This window comes from Candidatus Brocadia sinica JPN1, from assembly GCF_000949635.1.
Classification (GTDB): Bacteria; Planctomycetota; Brocadiia; order Brocadiales; family Brocadiaceae; genus Brocadia; species Brocadia sinica.
Map to the genome: position 1 here is coordinate 1,140,635 of NZ_BAFN01000001.1, position 17,570 is coordinate 1,158,204.

At 43.9% G+C, this 17,570-nt stretch carries 14 protein-coding genes and 2 pseudogenes; 2 read left to right on the top strand and 14 right to left on the bottom strand.

Annotation, left to right across the window (positions count from 1 at the left end):
• The 6 genes and pseudogenes from BROSI_RS05200 to trpD all read right to left on the bottom strand — a co-directional run bounded on the left by BROSI_RS05200 (nucleotide 1) and on the right by trpD (nucleotide 7,708).
• On the bottom strand, nucleotides 1-264 hold the full coding sequence (locus BROSI_RS05200) for an SBBP repeat-containing protein (RefSeq protein ID WP_082059046.1): 264 nt from the start codon (nucleotides 262-264) through the stop codon (nucleotides 1-3).
• Nucleotides 258-1,166 carry a DUF7948 domain-containing protein gene (locus tag BROSI_RS05205; protein ID WP_052562710.1) on the bottom strand — a complete coding sequence of 303 codons (909 nt, stop codon included), beginning with the start codon at nucleotides 1,164-1,166 and terminating at the stop codon, nucleotides 258-260. Before BROSI_RS05205 ends, BROSI_RS05200 begins: the two co-directional genes overlap by 7 nt.
• Before the next feature lie 1,110 nt (nucleotides 1,167-2,276).
• Complete coding sequence (locus BROSI_RS20370) at nucleotides 2,277-3,860, bottom strand: cation-translocating P-type ATPase (RefSeq protein ID WP_478210111.1); 1,584 nt, start codon at nucleotides 3,858-3,860, stop codon at nucleotides 2,277-2,279.
• A gap of 176 nt (nucleotides 3,861-4,036) precedes the next feature.
• A pseudogene (locus BROSI_RS21545) lies at nucleotides 4,037-4,372 on the bottom strand (cation-transporting P-type ATPase); the annotation flags it as partial.
• Nucleotides 4,360-6,396 carry an amino acid permease gene (locus BROSI_RS20380; protein ID WP_102046784.1) on the bottom strand — a complete coding sequence of 679 codons (2,037 nt, stop codon included), beginning with the start codon at nucleotides 6,394-6,396 and terminating at the stop codon, nucleotides 4,360-4,362. The pseudogene BROSI_RS21545 and the gene BROSI_RS20380, both read right to left, overlap by 13 nt.
• A 292-nt stretch (nucleotides 6,397-6,688) precedes the next feature.
• Nucleotides 6,689-7,708, bottom strand: coding sequence for an anthranilate phosphoribosyltransferase (gene trpD, locus BROSI_RS05225; protein WP_052565653.1), 1,020 nt, complete (start codon nucleotides 7,706-7,708; stop codon nucleotides 6,689-6,691).
• 123 nt (nucleotides 7,709-7,831) lie between these two features.
• Between trpD and rpsU the strand changes: the two genes are divergently transcribed.
• Nucleotides 7,832-8,086, top strand: coding sequence for a 30S ribosomal protein S21 (rpsU, locus tag BROSI_RS05230; RefSeq protein ID WP_082059047.1), 255 nt, complete (start codon nucleotides 7,832-7,834; stop codon nucleotides 8,084-8,086).
• Here rpsU and rsfS read toward each other — a convergent pair.
• The 8 genes and pseudogenes from rsfS to rnk form a co-directional block, all read right to left on the bottom strand.
• Nucleotides 8,083-8,418 carry a ribosome silencing factor gene (rsfS, locus tag BROSI_RS05235; RefSeq protein ID WP_082059048.1) on the bottom strand — a complete coding sequence of 112 codons (336 nt, stop codon included), beginning with the start codon at nucleotides 8,416-8,418 and terminating at the stop codon, nucleotides 8,083-8,085. The two genes, rpsU and rsfS, sit on opposite strands and share 4 nt — an antisense overlap.
• 38 nt (nucleotides 8,419-8,456) lie before the next feature.
• Nucleotides 8,457-8,717, bottom strand: coding sequence for a zinc ribbon domain-containing protein (locus BROSI_RS05240; RefSeq protein WP_052562714.1), 261 nt, complete (start codon nucleotides 8,715-8,717; stop codon nucleotides 8,457-8,459).
• Between the two features lie 118 nt (nucleotides 8,718-8,835).
• A complete protein-coding gene (locus BROSI_RS05245) occupies nucleotides 8,836-11,268 on the bottom strand; it encodes a sodium-translocating pyrophosphatase (protein WP_200891688.1) in 2,433 nt (810 codons plus the stop codon).
• 188 nt (nucleotides 11,269-11,456) lie between these two features.
• The gene (locus tag BROSI_RS05250) at nucleotides 11,457-12,269 is read right to left on the bottom strand and encodes a hypothetical protein (protein ID WP_052562715.1); all 813 of its coding nucleotides are present in this window, start codon (nucleotides 12,267-12,269) and stop codon (nucleotides 11,457-11,459) included.
• Nucleotides 12,270-12,276: 7 nt separating this feature from the next.
• The gene (locus tag BROSI_RS05255; RefSeq protein WP_052562716.1) at nucleotides 12,277-13,560 is read right to left on the bottom strand and encodes an ABC transporter permease; all 1,284 of its coding nucleotides are present in this window, start codon (nucleotides 13,558-13,560) and stop codon (nucleotides 12,277-12,279) included.
• Between the two features lie 18 nt (nucleotides 13,561-13,578).
• Entirely contained in the window at nucleotides 13,579-14,427 is an 849-nt protein-coding gene (locus BROSI_RS05260; protein ID WP_052562717.1) for an ABC transporter ATP-binding protein, read from the bottom strand.
• Between the two features lie 159 nt (nucleotides 14,428-14,586).
• Nucleotides 14,587-14,721 (bottom strand): annotated as a pseudogene (locus tag BROSI_RS21255) (group II intron maturase-specific domain-containing protein); the annotation flags it as partial.
• 582 nt (nucleotides 14,722-15,303) lie between these two features.
• A complete protein-coding gene (gene rnk, locus BROSI_RS05270; RefSeq protein ID WP_052562719.1) occupies nucleotides 15,304-15,720 on the bottom strand; it encodes a nucleoside diphosphate kinase regulator in 417 nt (138 codons plus the stop codon).
• Between the two features lie 288 nt (nucleotides 15,721-16,008).
• Between rnk and BROSI_RS05275 the strand changes: the two genes are divergently transcribed.
• The gene (locus BROSI_RS05275) at nucleotides 16,009-17,259 is read left to right on the top strand and encodes a Glu/Leu/Phe/Val family dehydrogenase (protein ID WP_052562720.1); all 1,251 of its coding nucleotides are present in this window, start codon (nucleotides 16,009-16,011) and stop codon (nucleotides 17,257-17,259) included.
• The last annotated feature ends 311 nt before the right edge of the window (nucleotides 17,260-17,570 follow it).

The window sequence follows — 17,570 nt, forward strand, 5'->3', positions numbered from 1 at the left end:
CTATGCCGTAACCCCATAATCATAAGAACTTCCACCCAGATACGTAGAATAGACAAGGCCGCTGCCCGATGCATCCAGCTTGGTCACAAAAACATCATCGATACCGTTAAAGCTTCCATCATACGGTGAGACTGTGGGAAAGTTCGTGGAATTAGTATACCCCGCCACATAGGCATTGCCAGAGCCATCCACTGCTATGCCCCAGCAATTTTCAGCACCACTTCCACCCAGATACGTGGAATATTCAAGGGCAGGATCTATGATAAGGGGGGGTACCGTTTGTCATAAGAAGCGACCTGGAAACCGTAGATGAATTTACGATTTCGGATTTTAGATTTTGCGGTTGAACCCCTAACTCTGAACTTTCCATCTACCTCGACTCTTTTCCCGTCTATTTCCTGATACACATACGGTCTTTTCTTGATGATCTTGCCGTCTTTGAGACTAACTTCAAGGTCTCCACCTTCGGTTACGCGTAATCCCTCTATCCCATGATATGCAAGCTGTACACGGGATGGACGTGCACCGGGTTTGACGACGATGTCATATTCCATCTGCCGGTTATTCCCATAAAATTTCATATCAATGTTTTTATAAATGGCTTTGTAAACAACCGCCTTGTACGTGAGGATATTGGACTTCCACTTCTTCGGGTCGTTGCCAATGAAATAATTGACCTTGCCCTCCTGCAATCCCTCTGTAATTATTTCAGGATTGTTGTTGGCGCTTAAGGGGATAAGTTTTATGAGTTGAGGAGATGTCAGTGGAGAGTTGCAAGTTGAAACCTCGGGTTTCGGGTTTGAGGATTGCGGATTTGCAAGAGACACGGACAAACCAGTTTGTCCGTGCCACCTTGCCTCTTGCTTGGGATGAAGCCCAGCACTACCACCGTCCCTGACCTCTGACTGCTGACCGCCAACTAATGACAGAGATACACCACGTTTCGTAAAAAATGTCGCATGCCCACTGCCCTTCTCATAAAACTGTACCTTTTCATCCATCTGTCCGTCATTCTGGATGAAATACAACGGCAGCTTGCCATAGGTGGCGTCCATTTGCACGTGGGTTGGCCTGCCTGATTGAACCGGGCCGGCCCAGGCGGCAACAGAAACGAAACACAGAATAAGACAGAACAGATAACTGAGACAAATGCTATGCGTTTTCATGACTACTCCTTTCTTAAACAAGATCTTGTTAAAAAATAAAAAAGCCTTACTGCAAAGATTTTCACATAAAAAATTCCTTGAGGCGCCGGGATTCAATAGAAAAGATTTGGTAACTATTTTATTTTTTGCAAAAAAACATCCGATGAATTTATTATATTACAGCAAGACCGATGTATTTCCTGAATAAAACACACCCCCTACCCCCTCTTTTTAGAGGGGAGAGCAAAAGCCTCCTCTAACGGTAGGACATGCGTCCTCGCTTGTCATTATGATGTCAACCGGGGACGGTTAACCTGCCCTAGGGATTAAAGGGGTGTGTTTGATGCGGATAAATTCTTTACCTGTACCCAGCATGTTGAAACTTGATTTTTCCTGAGATTTTTTCAGAAAAACTATAGTAACCGTAATCAATAAGTATATATGCAAGTGTCATTGCGAGGACGATAGCCCGAAGCAATCTCCACAGTTTGGATTGCTTCGCGGAGTTTATACTGAGCAAAGCAAATGTGCCCGCAATGGCAACTTTCTTTTTACGTTTACTACTGATAGAGAATATTATTGCAGAAGTGGAAAGTCAAAGGAACAAAGGTTTACTTTTGAAAAGATTTTGGTTTACCAAAAAGGTAAACTATTTTTCGTTTGTAAAAGTATTGCCGTGTAAAATCTTCTTTTTCCCATTTTCATGAGGACAAGTTTATGCAAGTTTCTTACAACCCCCTTCATCCCCTTTCCTAAGGGGGATTTACAACCCACGGCATCGAGGCAGAAATGGGGGTAAAGATACGCTTTGACAAGGGAGAATTTGTGTGCACCCACCTTTGCTAACGGGTTTCTTAAGTCCCCCTTAATAAAGGGGGATCCAGGGGGTTGTCATCCTTTTCAATAGTGTTGCAGAGAGTTGTAACTCTTTGGTAAGGGGGATTTGATACGGCTTCGCTGCGGATATGTTACAGGCAAGAGGACCAGTGCCTGATAGCGTAAAGGGCGAGTTGGAGCCTGTCGGTAATCCCTGCTTTTTACAGAGATTGTTATTGTAATGACTTCTCAATTATCTTTCTCTTTAAAAAAGCGGAATCATAATATAATCATCCGCACAAGACCACGGGGATCTTAGCTATGCCAATTTCTCACAATCCATTTTCTGCCTTCCTCTACGAGGAAGAGAACCGGAGTAAAGGCGAACAGGAATCCCCATTGCTTTAATCCTATGGGCGCAAGACCGAATATTTTTTGTAAAAATGGGGTGTAAATAAGGGTTGTAATAATTGCTAATTCTGAAACTATTCCCAATAAAACCAGCTTGTTCTTAAAGAAACCAACCGTAAAGACCGATTCCCTTTCGGTCCTGCATGCAAAGACGTTTCCGATCTGGGTCGCCACGATCCCTGCAAGGGACATGGTTGTAGCGGTAAGATAAATAACCCCTGAATCCGGCATTGCCATCCCTGGCACCCAACCATATTGGAAGTAAATAAAGAAAAATCCTGCCATGCAAGCGGCCGCCTCCATGGGACCCAGAAAACAGTACGCCCTGAGGAGCAAAGGTATATCTAAAAGCCTTTGATTCATCGGCCTTGGAGGTTTATCCATTACCCCGGGTTCCGGGGGTTCGGCTCCGAGCCCAAGGGCCGGGACCATATCAGTTCCGAGGTCAACAGCGAGTATCTGCATCACCGTTAGTGGCAGTGGTATCTTGAATAAGGCAAAGGCTATGAACGGAACTATTTCCGGGATATTGCTGGCAAATATATAGGTCACAAACTTCTTTATATTTGCATAGACCGCCCTGCCTTCTTCTATAGCTGCCATGATGGAAGCAAAATTGTCATCGGTCAGGATCATGGCTGCGGCCTCTTTAGCCACGTCTGAGCCCCGTATCCCCATAGCAACCCCGATGTCAGCCTTTTTAAGGGCCGGGGCATCGTTCACGCCGTCACCTGTAACTGCCACGATCTCATCCATATCTTTAAAGGCCGTAACTACTCGCATTTTGTGTTCAGGAGATACCCGCGCAAATACAACCTCTTCCTCTCTCAATAACTTCCTGAGGACTTCATCATCCATCTCAGAGAGTTCATTACCGGTAACAATCTTTGGATTTACGGTTTTTGTAAGCCGTATCTTTTTGGCTATCGAAAGGGCTGTCAAGCCATAGTCCCCGGTAATCATAACCACCCTTATTCCCGCCCTGTGACACAACTCTATAGCCTTCGGCACCTCCGGCCTTGGCGGGTCCATCATTCCTACCAAACCTAAAAATATAAGGTCCTTTTCCGTATTCTCTATAGTAAATCCTTCTGAAAAATCCAGGGGTCGGTAGGTAATGCCTAAAACCCTCAAACCGTCTTTTGCCATCGAATCATTCTTCGATAAGATCATCTCCCGCAGAGGATCCGTTAAAGATTCCACTTTCCCATTTGTAAGAATATGGGTGCAGAGATCCAGTATTTCCCTGGGCGCCCCCTTCACATAAGCCCGGGGCTTTCCATCAGAAAGATTTATGGACGCCATTCTCTTCCTTACCGCCTCAAATGGAAGCTGACCAAGCCTCGGCAAGGCGTTCCGCCTCTCCTCAATATCCACTCCACCTTTGGCTGCCATAACGAGCAAGGCCGCTTCAGTAGGATCGCCAAGGATACCCCATCTTTCCCTCTCTGTCCCGGGAGGAAGCAAGCCCGCATTATTGCAAAGCACACACGCGTCAAAAAGGGTGTGTCCATGCCGTTTTCCATCATTTCCCGCCTGGAAAGGCTTATCCCTTTGAAATAGAAACTACCTGCAGGTTCGTACCTTGTACCGCTAACATGTATGATCTTTCCGTTAACAAATATCTTCGTTACGCTAATCTCGTTTGTAGTAAGGGTGCCCGTCTTGTCCGTACAGATCACCGTAGTGCAACCGAGGGTCTCTACCGACGAAAGCCTTTTTATAAGGGCATTTCTTCTGGCCATCCTTTGAACCGCCATGGCTAATGATAAGGACACCGTAGGTAACAGCCCCTCCGGGACATTGGCAACAATAATACCGATAGCGAATACAAATGCAGCCGCCACATTGAGCTTTCCTATATAAGTGCCAAGGAAAAAGAAGCCAACACCCATCGTTACGGAAAGAATGGTAACTATCTTTGTGACTTTTTCTAGTTCCTGCTGGAGTGGACTTTTCTCTCCCTTGAGTTCCTGGGTAAGAGAAGCTATCCTGCCGATATGCTGTCGCCCTCTTCCAGGAAAATGATGTCGCCCGGGACAAGCTCCTCAGCAGATATCTCCCTTTCCTTGCCATCCCTTAAAACTGTTGCCTTCCGGGGCAGTAATTTCTTTAGAGCCTCAAGGGCCCGCTCTGCCTTATATTCCTGCCAGAAACTGAAAACGGCATTAATGAGGATTACGGCAAATATGGCCCATCCCAATTCAGGCATATCGGCTACAAAGGCAAGGGCTCCACCGACCCACAGGAGAATGGCAAGGAGATTGTACAAATTTTCCATAAATCTCAGGAAGAGGGGCTTGCCCTTTAGCTCTTTGAGGGCGTTTCGGCCGTATCTCTCGAGCCTCCTTTTTGCCTCATCTTCAGATAGTCCCGAAGGGCTTGTTTCGAGTTCCTTGTATATTTCACCTATTGAGTGCGGAAAGAAGACCTCCTTTCCGCCTTTTTCATGGTGCAGGAGGAGGCTTAAGGCAGCCTGAGGCGTCTTTGCCTTTCGAAGAGAATAATAAAGGGATTTGTCTGTAAAGATTGCTGCCGCCCGCGAAAGGATTTGGAGGTGGAGTGTTGTTTCTTTTACCGGAGTTAAAAAGAGAAAGAATAGATGGACAGGGTGTCCGTCTTTTGCCTTGAAATCGACACCCCGTTGTGAGATGGCAAGCAAGGCAACCGGTTCTTTCAGTCCTTCGATACTTGCATGAGGAAAGGCAACTCCCTGGCCAATGCCCGTTGTATCAATTGTTTCGTGTTCCCAAAGGGTCTTCAGAACCGTGCCGGGGTCGCTGATCCTCCTAGCCTTGAGAAGGATCTCCATCATCTCTTTCAATGCGCTGCTCTTGTCCTTTGCCCTCACGATAAGAATTTGAATGGAGCCCCGTGTGACAAGCATCAATATTAATGCCGCAATCCCCATGAATAAGACCCCGTTCTTCGTCACTAAACGATCACTGAGTACGGCGAACCGCGTTGGAAACCAGCGGTCGAGAGCCATATTTGCTATTACCCTTGGACCATCCAAAAAACCCGCCTGTGCTGCAACTAAAAGTAGCATTGCTTCGGAAACGAGCGTCACAATCACAAACCAGGTCTTCGACCTATCTCCCCAATTTCCTGTGACATGTTCAAAGAGAACTGCATTCAGGGTTTTTCCAGATTGCGGTTCAACCTTGTAAAGAAGATATGAAAACATTAATCCCAACACCATGACGGATAATGAAATTGCCATATAGCGCATGGTGCGTTTAGCAGTCCTCACCCGTGGCTCCCGAAGTATGGGAAGTCCGTTGCTGACAGCCTCTATTCCCGTAAATGTTCCGGCACCCATGCTATATGCACGTAAAATCAGTAAAAACATTCCTGCGAGCCCAATCTTGGAACTTACCGTGTGAACGTCAGACATCGTTGTTTTTACTACTTCTTGAACATTTGTCAAATGCGTGACCGGCACATAGACGATTACAAACGCATGAGTGATGACAAATATCAAGAATATCGGCACCAAAGGGGCAACCGCTTCTTTCACCCCTCGCAGGTTCAATATGGTAAGGATCATAATACCGGCAATAGCAAACTGCTGTTTGTATGCATGCCATTCTACAGGAAGAAAGCTGAAAACGGCGTCAGTGCCACTCGCAATAGAAACTGCGATTGTAAGTACATAGTCTACAATGAGTGCACAGCCAGAAAACATTCCTAAAGTAGGGGATAGCAACTTGCTGGCAACGAGATACCCACCGCCACCTGATGGGAAGAGCTCGACGATCTGCGAGTAACTGGCGCTGATCACAAAAATTGTCAGCACCGAACCCAAAGCCACAAAGACACTCAGATAAGAATGTCCCTGTAATGCCCGAAAGGCTTCCTCGGGACCATAGCAGGAAGAGGAGAGGCCATCTGCTCCTAATCCAACCCATGCAAAAAACGCTATCAGTGATAGCTTATGAAAAATTGTACGATCGTGAGGGCTACGGGCGTCACCTATGATCAGGGTTTTCAACCGTCGGGTTAATGCTGTTTTGAATTCCATGTGTGAGAATCTACCTTTTTCCGATATTCCTGGCCATTTCAAATAACTCTTTCACATTGCCACCTTTTTTTCCTTTCCGTCAGTCTCACGTCGATGGAATAGAGATGAATCCTGCCAGTTACTATCGGCCTGCAAAGGTACGTTTTGGATTGGATGTCTATAGAATCTCCTCTTATAGACACTGTATCCTTAGATATGCCCGAAGCAGAAAAAAGAGGTAAGGGAATTGAAAGGCCGGATGATTGCTTGCGATCCTATTTTACATAAAATCTCTTATGATATGCAATATTTTTTATGGGGATTGCCAACTGATTTCCATTAACTTCTTTAGTGCGCTTTTTGCATTACCAGTGTCGATAGATTGTGCGGCGATTACCAGCCCTTCCTTGAAATCTTCTGCCAATCCTCCTGCAATGATTGCAGCCGCTGCGTTCAAAAGCACCACATCCCTTTTTGGACTGCGAATACCATCCAGTACTTCTCTGATCGCCATGGCGCTTTCGTCGGGCGTATTTACTGTCAGATCCGATAGCTTAGACTTTTTTATGCCAAAGTCTTCCGGATTTAAATAATAACTTTTTATGGTATTCCCGGTGAGCTCACAAACTTTCGTTTTGTCTGTTGTTGTGATTTCATCCAAACCGTCCAATCCATGCACAACAAATGCATGTTGATCCCCAAGCATTTTCAATGCCTCTGTCATAATGAGGGTCATGTGTTCGCTATATACACCAAGGATCCGGTGGGTGGCTCCGGCAGGATTAGCTAAAGGGCCAATGATGTTGAATATGGTACGAATTCCAATTTCTTTTCGGGGACCGGTAGCATATTTCATTGCCTGATGTAATAGAGGAGCGTAGAGGAATCCAATATTGGCCACCTCAATGCATTTTTCTACAACCTTGACATCTGCTTCAATATTAACGCCTAACCGTTTCAGTACATCTGCACTTCCGCATTGGCCGGAGGATGCTTTGTTGCCGTGCTTGGCTACTTTCAGGCCGGCGCCTGCAACGACAAAGGCGGCTGCTGTTGAGATATTGAATGTGTTTTTAGCGTCTCCCCCTGTTCCGCAGGTATCGACTACAGTATTGTCACCAACCTTTATCTTGACAACCTTTTTTCGCATGGCAATGGTGCATCCGGTAATTTCTTCAACAGTTTCACCCTTCATGCGCAAGGCGGTGATAAAAGAGGCAATCTGTGCATCAGTGGCATTCCCTTCCATTATTTGTGTCATTGCAGTCAGACTTTCTTCAGTACTGAGATTTTGTTTATTTACTAACTTGGATATGGCTTCTTTTATAGGCATAGGCGTATTAAATGAGAGTTTTTCCTTGACGTAGAACGTAATATAAATTATAATGATTTTTTGAAATTTTTGACGGATAACAATACCATAGGACATTTTACAGAAAGGATTCGTGATCTATTTATGGCGAAAATACAAATAACATCAGATGAAAATATACGAGAAGCATTGAGGCGATTTAAAAAAATGTGTGATAAAGAAGGTATCATTAATCAATCGAAGCGTATAGCCTATTTCGAAAAACCTTCGGAAAGAAGACGCCGCGAGGAAAGCCGAAGGATTAAAAATATTAAAAGGGCGCAAAAATTGGGCATTTCTGGTCTGACAAGTCCTGTACGTACTCAAAAGAACACGTATTCTAAATATTCATCATTTTAGGTATTGTCTTTCCACGGTAACTTTCGCGCATCGCCCCACAAGAGTTCCAAATCGTAAAAATGGCGCATATCTCTGTCAAAAAGATGCACGACCACATCACCATAGTCCATGAGTATCCATCGGGCCTCCGAGTATCCTTCGATACCTACCCAATGGATACCATAGCTATGTAACTTTAGCTCTATTTCATTAGCAACGCTCTGTAATTGCCGCTTATTGAAGCCGCTGCAAATAACAAAGAAATCCGTAACAAAAGTTAACCCATGCACATCAAATATCAAAATATCTTCAGCTTTCTTGTCGTCGGCAATTCTCGCGCACAGGATTGCAATCTCTTTCGGATTTAACGTTTCTCTTCCCTCCTGAAAGTCTACCGCCGTTGTTGTGTACCGAAATTTTCGCCAAAATCTGCCTCATATTGCACAGATGGCTTGACTTCCGACAGACTGCTTCCGCAATAGTAACAAAATCTCGCGTATCGTGGGTTCACATCGAGACAATTTTCACACCTATGGTATAAAAGCGTACCACACAGGATGCAGAAATTTGCGCCTTTTACATGATTATCATATTGACAATTTGTGTTAGGGCATACCCTGTCATCCTTTTCTGTAATTGTATTGTCGGACATAACTCCTCCCATTTTTAAGGGTATTTTCAAACCATAACCACAGTCCAGCGGGTAGGGGCGAACGGCCGTTCGCCCCTACATTTTGATTGCTTCCTCTGTGGTTTGTCTTTTCCTCTTGTTAGTGAAGGTGCAAAAGGGCACCTATCTTGGGTGAAAATTTAATGATAATTCCAGCAAAGACGACCGATACAATTGACATAAGTTTCAACAGGATATTCAAAGAAGGGCCGGATGTATCTTTGAATGGGTCTCCCACCGTATCACCAACGACAGCCGCCTTATGTGCAGGCGAACCCTTTCCACCTAATACGCCACTTTCAATGTACTTTTTCGCATTATCCCAGGCTCCGCCTGCGTTTGCCATAAAAACTGCCAGCAAGAAACCTACCGTCAAGCTTCCCGCCAAAAGTCCTACCACACCGGGCACGCCCAATACCAAACCGGAAACAATAGGTACCAGCAAGGCCAGGAGAGAAGGGACGAACATCTCACGCTGCGCTCCCTTGGTGCTGATTGCCACACAGGCGGCATAATCTGGTTTTCCCGTTCCTTCCATAATCCCTGCGATTTCTCTGAATTGTCTTCTGACTTCTTCCACCATACTTCCAGCAGCGCGGCCTACCGCCTTCATTGTCATAGCGCTGAAAATAAACGATGACATACCACCAATAAACAAACCGATAAGCACCTTTGGGTTAATTAAAGTAATATCCAGGTAGTCCATGAGATCAGATAATTTTGCATTGGCCAGATTGATAGAAGTACCGGCAATCTGGATAGCGTGTACCCCTGACCTCTCTAACCCTACTTTTATTTGCTCAACGAAAGAAGCTATCAGCGCCATGGCGGTTAATGCAGCGGAACCAATGGCAAAACCCTTTCCTGTCGCTGCAGTTGTATTCCCCAAAGCATCGAGTGCATCTGTTCTTTCCCTGACGTAGGGCTCAAGACCACTCATTTCCGCGTTACCGCCGGCATTATCCGCAATGGGTCCGTAGGCATCCGTTGCCAGTGTTAACCCCAATGTGGAAAGCATACCGACTGCCGCAATGGCAATTCCGTAAAGACCGAGTGAAATATTTGAAAAACCACCTGCAAATGCGTAACTTAACAAGATTGCTGCAGAAATAGTAATGACGGGTATAATCGTAGACATCATGCCCGTGGCAATACCATCAATAATCACCGTTGCGGGACCCGTCTTTGCCTGTCCGGCAATACCCTTTGTCGGTGAATAATTGGAAGATGTATAGTATTCTGTACCCTTACCGATAATAACACCCGCTATCAATCCTGTCACGATTGAACCCCAGATGCCAAAATTTTGAGGCAGCATGAACTTGATAACAACGGCTGAGGTAATCAAGATCAGGATTGAACTAAGGTTGATTCCCTTTCCCAATGCCTTCAGGAGCTCTTTCTGCGATGCCTCTTCCTTTGTTTTAACGGCATAGATACCGATAATGGAAAGTAAGATACCTATCCCTGCCAAAATCATAGGGACCACCATTCCGGCAATACCAAGACCGGCAGTTACACCAAGAGCCGCGCAGGCAAGCATGGAGTTATAATACGATTCATACAAGTCTGCACCCATACCCGCTACGTCACCGACGTTATCACCGACGTTATCAGCAATGGTAGCAGGGTTCCTTGGATCGTCTTCAGGTATGCCTGCCTCTACTTTACCCACTAAATCGGCTCCCACGTCGGCAGCCTTTGTGAATATTCCACCGCCCACCCTTGCAAATAAGGCCTGGGAACTGGCACCAATGCCAAAACACGGCAGCATCATGGCCATATCGAGCAACGAGATATTTGTGAATTTACGGAACACAAAGAACCATATGGAAATGTCCAGCAGCCCCATACCAACCACAATCAGTCCCATGACGGCGCCGCTTCTGAATGCGACTTGCAACCCTTGGTTCAAGGATTTCCTTGCACCTTCTGCCGTCCTTGAACTGGCGCTGGTTGCTGTCTTCATTCCCAGGAAACCAGCAAGACCGGATAAGAAACCACTGGAGAGGAATGCAAAAGGAACTACCTTGGACTGTGCATGCAATCCAAAGGAGATCAAAAGGAGGACAAGAAAGGCGCCGATAAAGAACATACCTACGACCTTGTATTGTTGTTTCAGATAGGCATAGGCGCCTTCCCTAACATGACCTGCTATCGAGATCATTTTCTCGTTACCCTCAGGCGCCCTCATGACTTCTTTGTAGAATTTCCGTGCATATAAAAGGGCAAACAGCGCGCCAATCGGCGCAATCCACCACAGGTTGGGTATTGTATGCGATGTTTCCTCACTTACCTTGCGTGCCGGAGCTTCCAATTCGAACAGAGGTCTTTCTTTTTGAGTGGATTCTCCAAGTTCAAACACGGGCTTTTCCTCAGCGCTCTTTACTGCATTCTGCGCGTGAGCGCTGTGGGAAAATAATCCCGATTTTGATATCCCCAAGATCAGGACCGCTAGCATCAAGAGTATCGTTACAATGCTAACTCGGTTATTTTTAAAAATAGGTCTACACTTACGCAAAAGACTGTTCATCGACTTAAATCAATCTCCTTTCTATTTTCTAACTTTATTTAAGTATCAGCCATCATACCGCCAAAACGGTACCCTGAAACCATAAAAATACAGTAACTCAAGGCTTTAGCCTTATAGACACATTAAGATGTTCAAATCTAAAGGTTTGAGTTACAAATTTTCGTATCAAACATATTCATCTGATTTTACTACCATGTGCTTTTCAATGATAAACTTTGTAAAAATTCCCTTTTCTTTTCCATCATACTGATAAATTCAGTCACCTTGGTCGAGGTATCCTCCGGATGGTTTGTACGATACGCCTCCCATTCATGCATGGCCGATTCTGTATATTGAAGCGCCCTGTCAAAATTTCCTTCTTTTTCAGCACAGAGTGCTGCATGCCATAACGCGTGACAAATGGTTCTTTCTATAGCTAAAGTATTATGCAATTTAGGGTCATTTGCGAGGGACCTCCGTAACCAGTAAATCGATGCCTCATAATTGTCTTCCCCATCTTCTTTCTTCAAATGCTCCCTGTAATAAGGCGCATATTTAAAAATACGTTGATCAAATAGATGCAGATACATATACCCCAGTTCAAAAAAAAGGTCTCCACTAGTGGGATTTTTTATAGCCCCCTTCTTTGCAAAGCTTAATCCGTTGTGTATCCATTTCCATTTGTTTTGTGGCGCATCCCATTCATGAGCAATATTATAGGCCATATTCCATGCCTGAAAAATCCAAACCGCAGGGAAGTTAGGTTGCAATTTAGCTATGAGATTGTTGATCGTTACTAATTCATAATATTTTTTTTCTTCGTGTCGGGCAATAGCCCTTGCCCAGAGAAAATCTACTGCAATTCCCCGAAAGCTTCCCAATAAAAGTAATGGAATACTTTCCGTTGGGTCATAGTGAATTGCCTTGGTTCTTGATGTATTACGGAAAGAGATAATGCATACGTTGACAAAAAAAATAGCACAAAGCAATACTAATAGAAAAATATACCTCTTCCCGGACATCAGATGTTTAAAAAAACTCTCTCTTTTTAAATATTATGGCGGATATAAAGAGGCAGATGCTTGCATAAATGGCAGTATATCCTAAAGAATATCCAACGGTTTCTAAAGGGATGTTTACGCCTTTCAGGAGAAATTTCAAACTGTCGAATCTTTTAAAATCCGGTAAAATAAAAGAAATCCATTCCAAAGGTTTTTTCATAAGGTAATCCATATATAAGAAAAGGATATTTGGTTTTTTTAACACCGACGGCAGGCCATGGTTATGTACATCCTGGTGTTGCATCAGCAAAGAGAAATCTTTGATGAATCCTAGGATATGCCCGCACAGGAAAACAACCAGGGCAGAAACGATACTCACAGGCGCAGAGAGATAGGTAGAACCCATCACTGCAATAATTACGATTAGCAAAAATTTTAAAAAGGTTATCGCAACGGCCTTTACATAATTAGATACAAAACCTTTTTGTGTGGAGAATACCGTAACATCATCGTGTCTTGCACCGATATAATCGGTCATGTGTACGGGGAAGACGGTGACATTTACGGCGCCATTCTCCTGCAAAATTTCAGGATCCAGCTTTACGGTTAACGGTTTATCTACCTTTGCCGATAAAACCTGAGTTTTACATCGGCCAGAAATAGTATTTTCTGTCCCTACAACTAGCGGTACCGCGTCAATAAACCCCCTGCCACACTCAATCTTCAGTTTTAACTCTATTTCAAAGGTAGATTTATTCTCGGGCTTTTTGCATAAATCAGAAAAACTCCAGGATGCAATTCCGGTTCTCCCCCCCCCAACCCATAGAATTCCCTCACGGGTATGGTGAGGTTTGCCTTTGATGGAGAACTGCGATGCCTTAAACTCTTTTCTCGCCTTTAATATACCTTTATATTCTTCCGGTAATTTTGATGCAATCCGTTGAATGGTTACCATGTTCAACAGGCTCAAAATTATTAATAAGAAGGCGGATAATGAGGCGAAACCAGCGATTTTACCCACAATAATTTTCAGTCTCGATATGGGTTTTGATAAAATGCCATAAATTGTCCTGTCTTCTATTTCGTGCGGTAACGATGTGGCAGAGAGGAAAATCACTCCCAGGATACTCAACAGCATCACTACCTGAAAAAACACTACCAACATCATTTTTATCCTGGCATCAGGCTCATCTGTCGTTGGGACTACAAGTAAAACGGCCATAATGAGGACACAAAGCCCGGTCAGTATGTGTAGTGTTTTTTTCCGGATTGCCTCTCGAAAGGTATGACTGGCAATGGTTAGTATCATCATAAATAAAGAAAAGACCGTTTATGAGCGATGTTGAATGATATTTACAAACAGCTCTTCCAAGGTGGAGGAAGGGTGGTTGATAGATAACACATCACCATTTCTGCTTTTAATAAAAGCTGCGACTGCTTGGATGTCATTGCCTGAAAGATTCTTCACCATAAATTCTACGACGTCTTTTTGAGACAACAATTCTTTCACGCTACCCATTACCTGCACAACACCCTTGTTGAAGATGGCTATCCGGTCGCAAATATCTTGCACATCAGACAACAAGTGCGAGCAGAGGACAACGGTCTTTCCCTGCCTTTTAAATTCCAGAATAAGGTCCTTCATCTCGCGGCTGCCAATGGGATCCAGCCCGCTTGTGGGCTCATCCAGTATCACCAGCTCAGGGTCATTGATAATGGCCTGTGCCAGCCCAATTCTCCGTAACATCCCTTTTGAATATTGGTTTAACGGACGTTTGCGATAGTGTCCCAATCCCACATCGTGGAGCAAAACATCAATCCGTCTTTTTCTTTCTTTTTTGGAAATATCAAAGAGCTTTGCGTAAAAATCCAGAATTTCTTCCGCATTGAGGAATTTATATAAATACGATTCCTCTGGTAAAAAACCTATCTTGCTTTTCGTCTGTAAATCGCTTGAAGGATATCCCAACAACCAGGATTTACCGCTGGTGGGAAAGAGGAGGCCGAGCAATAATTTTACGGTGGTAGTCTTACCTGAGCCATTCGGACCAAGTAATCCAAATATCTCTCCCCGCTCAATAGTCAGATTAAGATTTGTTAAGGCTGAGGTACTTTTGCGTCTCCAGAAATCTTTGTAGACCTTAGTAAGTCCTTCTGTTCTAACTGCGAAACTATCCAAAATATTGTTAATCTTCCCACCTTAATAAAATACGTATATTTATTAAAAGTATGGAATAAATGTTTATCAATTTAATCAAAATTATTGGATAAGTCAAATACTATTTGGGGATTAAAACTTATCGAACAATTAGTATTATAGTATTATAGTATTATAGTATTATAGTATTACAAGGATTCTGCATAGTTGTTCAAAGATACAGGTGCCAACACGGATGAATGCTTCCGATGATACAACATGCCTGTGATAATTAGCCCAATCTCGAAGAACAGAGTTGAGCTTTTCAAACAAGGCTTCATAGGAGCACTCATCTGTTTACGTATAATATATCCACCTTTTCTGAAGAGAGATTGAACACCCTCTTTGGATGGGGTAATATGTAATCTATTACCCTGTTTGCGAAAAGTTTGCCCCATGGACGTAAATCCCTGTTTGATATAAGTGATACAGGTCTTCTCCACAGAGAGTTTGAGATCTCTTTCAGTCAGGAACTTTTCCAGAGCGGGTTTTATCTTCTATTCCAGAATCTTTTTAGATTTTCCGGAATAGTATCCAGCATCCACTCTTTGGCTTTATTGCCTTTCTACAGGTGCCGTCTATACCGGGAGTTTTCTTGCCTTGCTTTGAGGTCACTCTTTTAACAGCACTGATGGGAATACATCAGGTATAACCAAAGATATAACTCCTTGTTATACAATCAATTATGCAACATCAAATCGCAAATAATGGGCGAAAATCGGCAGCCATACTTTTTACGGTCGGCCGGATTTTTCTTGTTAGGTATTTTTGTCTTTTTGATTCTTCCGTGGTATATCAGGGGGATTTTGTTTTCTTCACTCATACCTCTAATGACAACACCTCTGACCACACCGCCTGCTATCGATGAAAATCGCCAGATGCTTCGGGCTGGTATAGAATCTCCTCGATGCTGATTCGGCGTACTCCATACGGAACTGGCCACTCAATAACATCTCCTTTGGCATAACCTAGAATAGCTGTGCCGATAGGCGCCAGAATCGAGATAGCGCCCGCATTGATATTGGCGTCTTTGGGAAAAACCAGAACACAGGTCATTTCCTCGGAAGTGTCGATGTCGCGAAGAACGACCTTCGAGTTCATCGTTACCACGTCCGGCGGCACGTCTTTGGGTAACACAATTTCTGCGCGTGACAGTTCTTTTCCCAAAGCCTCTATATCCCTCCTGTCATGGCCGCCGAACTCTTCAACCACCACGATGAGTTCCTCAAGTCGTGTTTTGTCAAATTCGGTAATGTATATCTTTCTTTCCGTCATGGTCCCCTCCCGTACTTATTACCAACTCTATATTAGGCTTCCCAATTATCATAATTATACGTCATTTGCTAAATTTACTTTCATATTATACAGTAATATAGCTAAAATCGATAACACATTATTCTATATATTAGGATAAGCTTTATGAGGAATTTTAAAATTTCTACGCGGGAAAAATATCTCGTAGACTTGCATTCTCCGTTTTAACTTACTATAATGTCTTTCGATTTTCCTGGCGACTCAGTTCTGGAGTAAATACTTTGATTTAATGTGAGGTAACGGTGTGAGATGAATGCAAACAATATCCTTTATGAAACAGCACTCAAGCAATTTGATACCGTAGCAGATATGCTGAATATAGAAGATGGCATAAGGGGGCGTATGAGGAATCCAAAACGCTCCCTTATCGTTTCCGTGCCCGTTAAAATGGATAATGGTAAAACAAAGGTATTCAAAGGCTATCGGGTACAACATGATATTACGCTGGGCCCCTCCAAAGGTGGGATTCGGTACCATCCTAACGTCGACCTTGAAGAAGTTTCAGCCCTTGCCATGTTGATGACGTGGAAGTGCGCCCTCATGCACATGCCCTATGGGGGTGCCAAAGGCGGCGTTCAATGTAATCCGGAAGAAATGTCAGAAAACGAGCTGGAACGTATGACCCGGCGTTATACTACGGAAATCGTTCAGATTATAGGACCGGACAAGGATATTCCCGCCCCTGATCTTTATACCAACGCACAGACCATGGCCTGGATGATGGATACGTATAGCATGCAGCAAGGCAACACGATTCCCGGTGTCGTTACCGGTAAACCCTTATTGTTAGGCGGTTCGCTGGGAAGGGCGGAAGGAACAGGACGCGGGGTTGCCTATATGGTTATGGAGGCGGCACGGGTTTTATATAAAGAACTCCGCGGTTTGCGTGTGGCCATTCAGGGTATGGGAAATGTTGGTTCCGTGGCTGCACGCCTCCTGTACGATCAGGGCTGCAACATTGTAGCCGTAAGTGATGTTAGCGGTGGCGCATACAATCCGAAGGGTATTCTTGTTCCCTATCTTTTACATCATATTAAAGAGCATAGACATGTTACTGGTCTCAGGGAAGCAGATTCCATTACAAATGAAGAGCTTTTTGAACTGGATTGCGATGTCATTGTCCCTGCTGCCATAGAGGGACAGATTACCGAAAAAAATGCGGATAAGGTCAGGGCCAAAATTGTCGTTGAAGGCGCCAATGGTCCGACAACACCCGAGGCCGATAAGGTATTACAGGCAAAAAAAGTGTTTTTAGTGCCCGATATCCTTGCCAATGCAGGTGGTGTGACGGTTTCGTATTTTGAATGGGTGCAGGACATTCAGTATTATTTCTGGAGTGAAGAAGACATTCAGAAGAAATTAAAGGATGTCATGGTTGGTACATTCAACCGGGTGCTGGCACTTTCTAACAAGCAGGGTGTGGATATGAGAACCGCCGCATTAATGCTGGGCATAGGACGTGTGGCAGAAGCCAAGAAGATGCGTGGATTATACCCTTAATGAACAGCACTATACGGCTTCAATATTTGTGATGTACAAGAACTTTAGTTTGTTTAATTGTTCTTATTCTAACCCTCATCCACAATAAGTCTAATCACGATTATTTACGCTGATCTCAAATTGACATGGTACATTGGCTCTTCGTTCCTTTTGTGCCACCTTCCCTATTTCTCTATTAATAAATCATCTCCATAAAATTTAATACCGGTAAAAACCATCTATAATCTATTAAACCCTTATTTTTGTCTCTATCTTAATCTTGATTTAGTATTGTATTCAAATATCTTTTTTTGTATATTCTGCATCGAACT

What these genes read in the sequence shown, in the direction of transcription:
- BROSI_RS05275 (WP_052562720.1), top strand. Translation starts at nt 16,009, where the DNA reads ATGAATGCAAACAATATCCTTTATGAAACAGCACTCAAGCAATTTGAT.
- BROSI_RS05205 (WP_052562710.1), bottom strand. Translation starts at nt 1,166, where the DNA reads ATGAAAACGCATAGCATTTGTCTCAGTTATCTGTTCTGTCTTATTCTG.
- BROSI_RS05250 (WP_052562715.1), bottom strand. Translation starts at nt 12,269, where the DNA reads ATGTCCGGGAAGAGGTATATTTTTCTATTAGTATTGCTTTGTGCTATT.
- BROSI_RS20380 (WP_102046784.1), bottom strand. Translation starts at nt 6,396, where the DNA reads ATGGAATTCAAAACAGCATTAACCCGACGGTTGAAAACCCTGATCATA.
- rpsU (WP_082059047.1), top strand. Translation starts at nt 7,832, where the DNA reads ATGGCGAAAATACAAATAACATCAGATGAAAATATACGAGAAGCATTG.
- trpD (WP_052565653.1), bottom strand. Translation starts at nt 7,708, where the DNA reads ATGCCTATAAAAGAAGCCATATCCAAGTTAGTAAATAAACAAAATCTC.
- BROSI_RS05255 (WP_052562716.1), bottom strand. Translation starts at nt 13,560, where the DNA reads ATGATGATACTAACCATTGCCAGTCATACCTTTCGAGAGGCAATCCGG.
- BROSI_RS05245 (WP_200891688.1), bottom strand. Translation starts at nt 11,268, where the DNA reads ATGAACAGTCTTTTGCGTAAGTGTAGACCTATTTTTAAAAATAACCGA.
- rnk (WP_052562719.1), bottom strand. Translation starts at nt 15,720, where the DNA reads ATGACGGAAAGAAAGATATACATTACCGAATTTGACAAAACACGACTT.
- BROSI_RS05240 (WP_052562714.1), bottom strand. Translation starts at nt 8,717, where the DNA reads ATGTCCGACAATACAATTACAGAAAAGGATGACAGGGTATGCCCTAAC.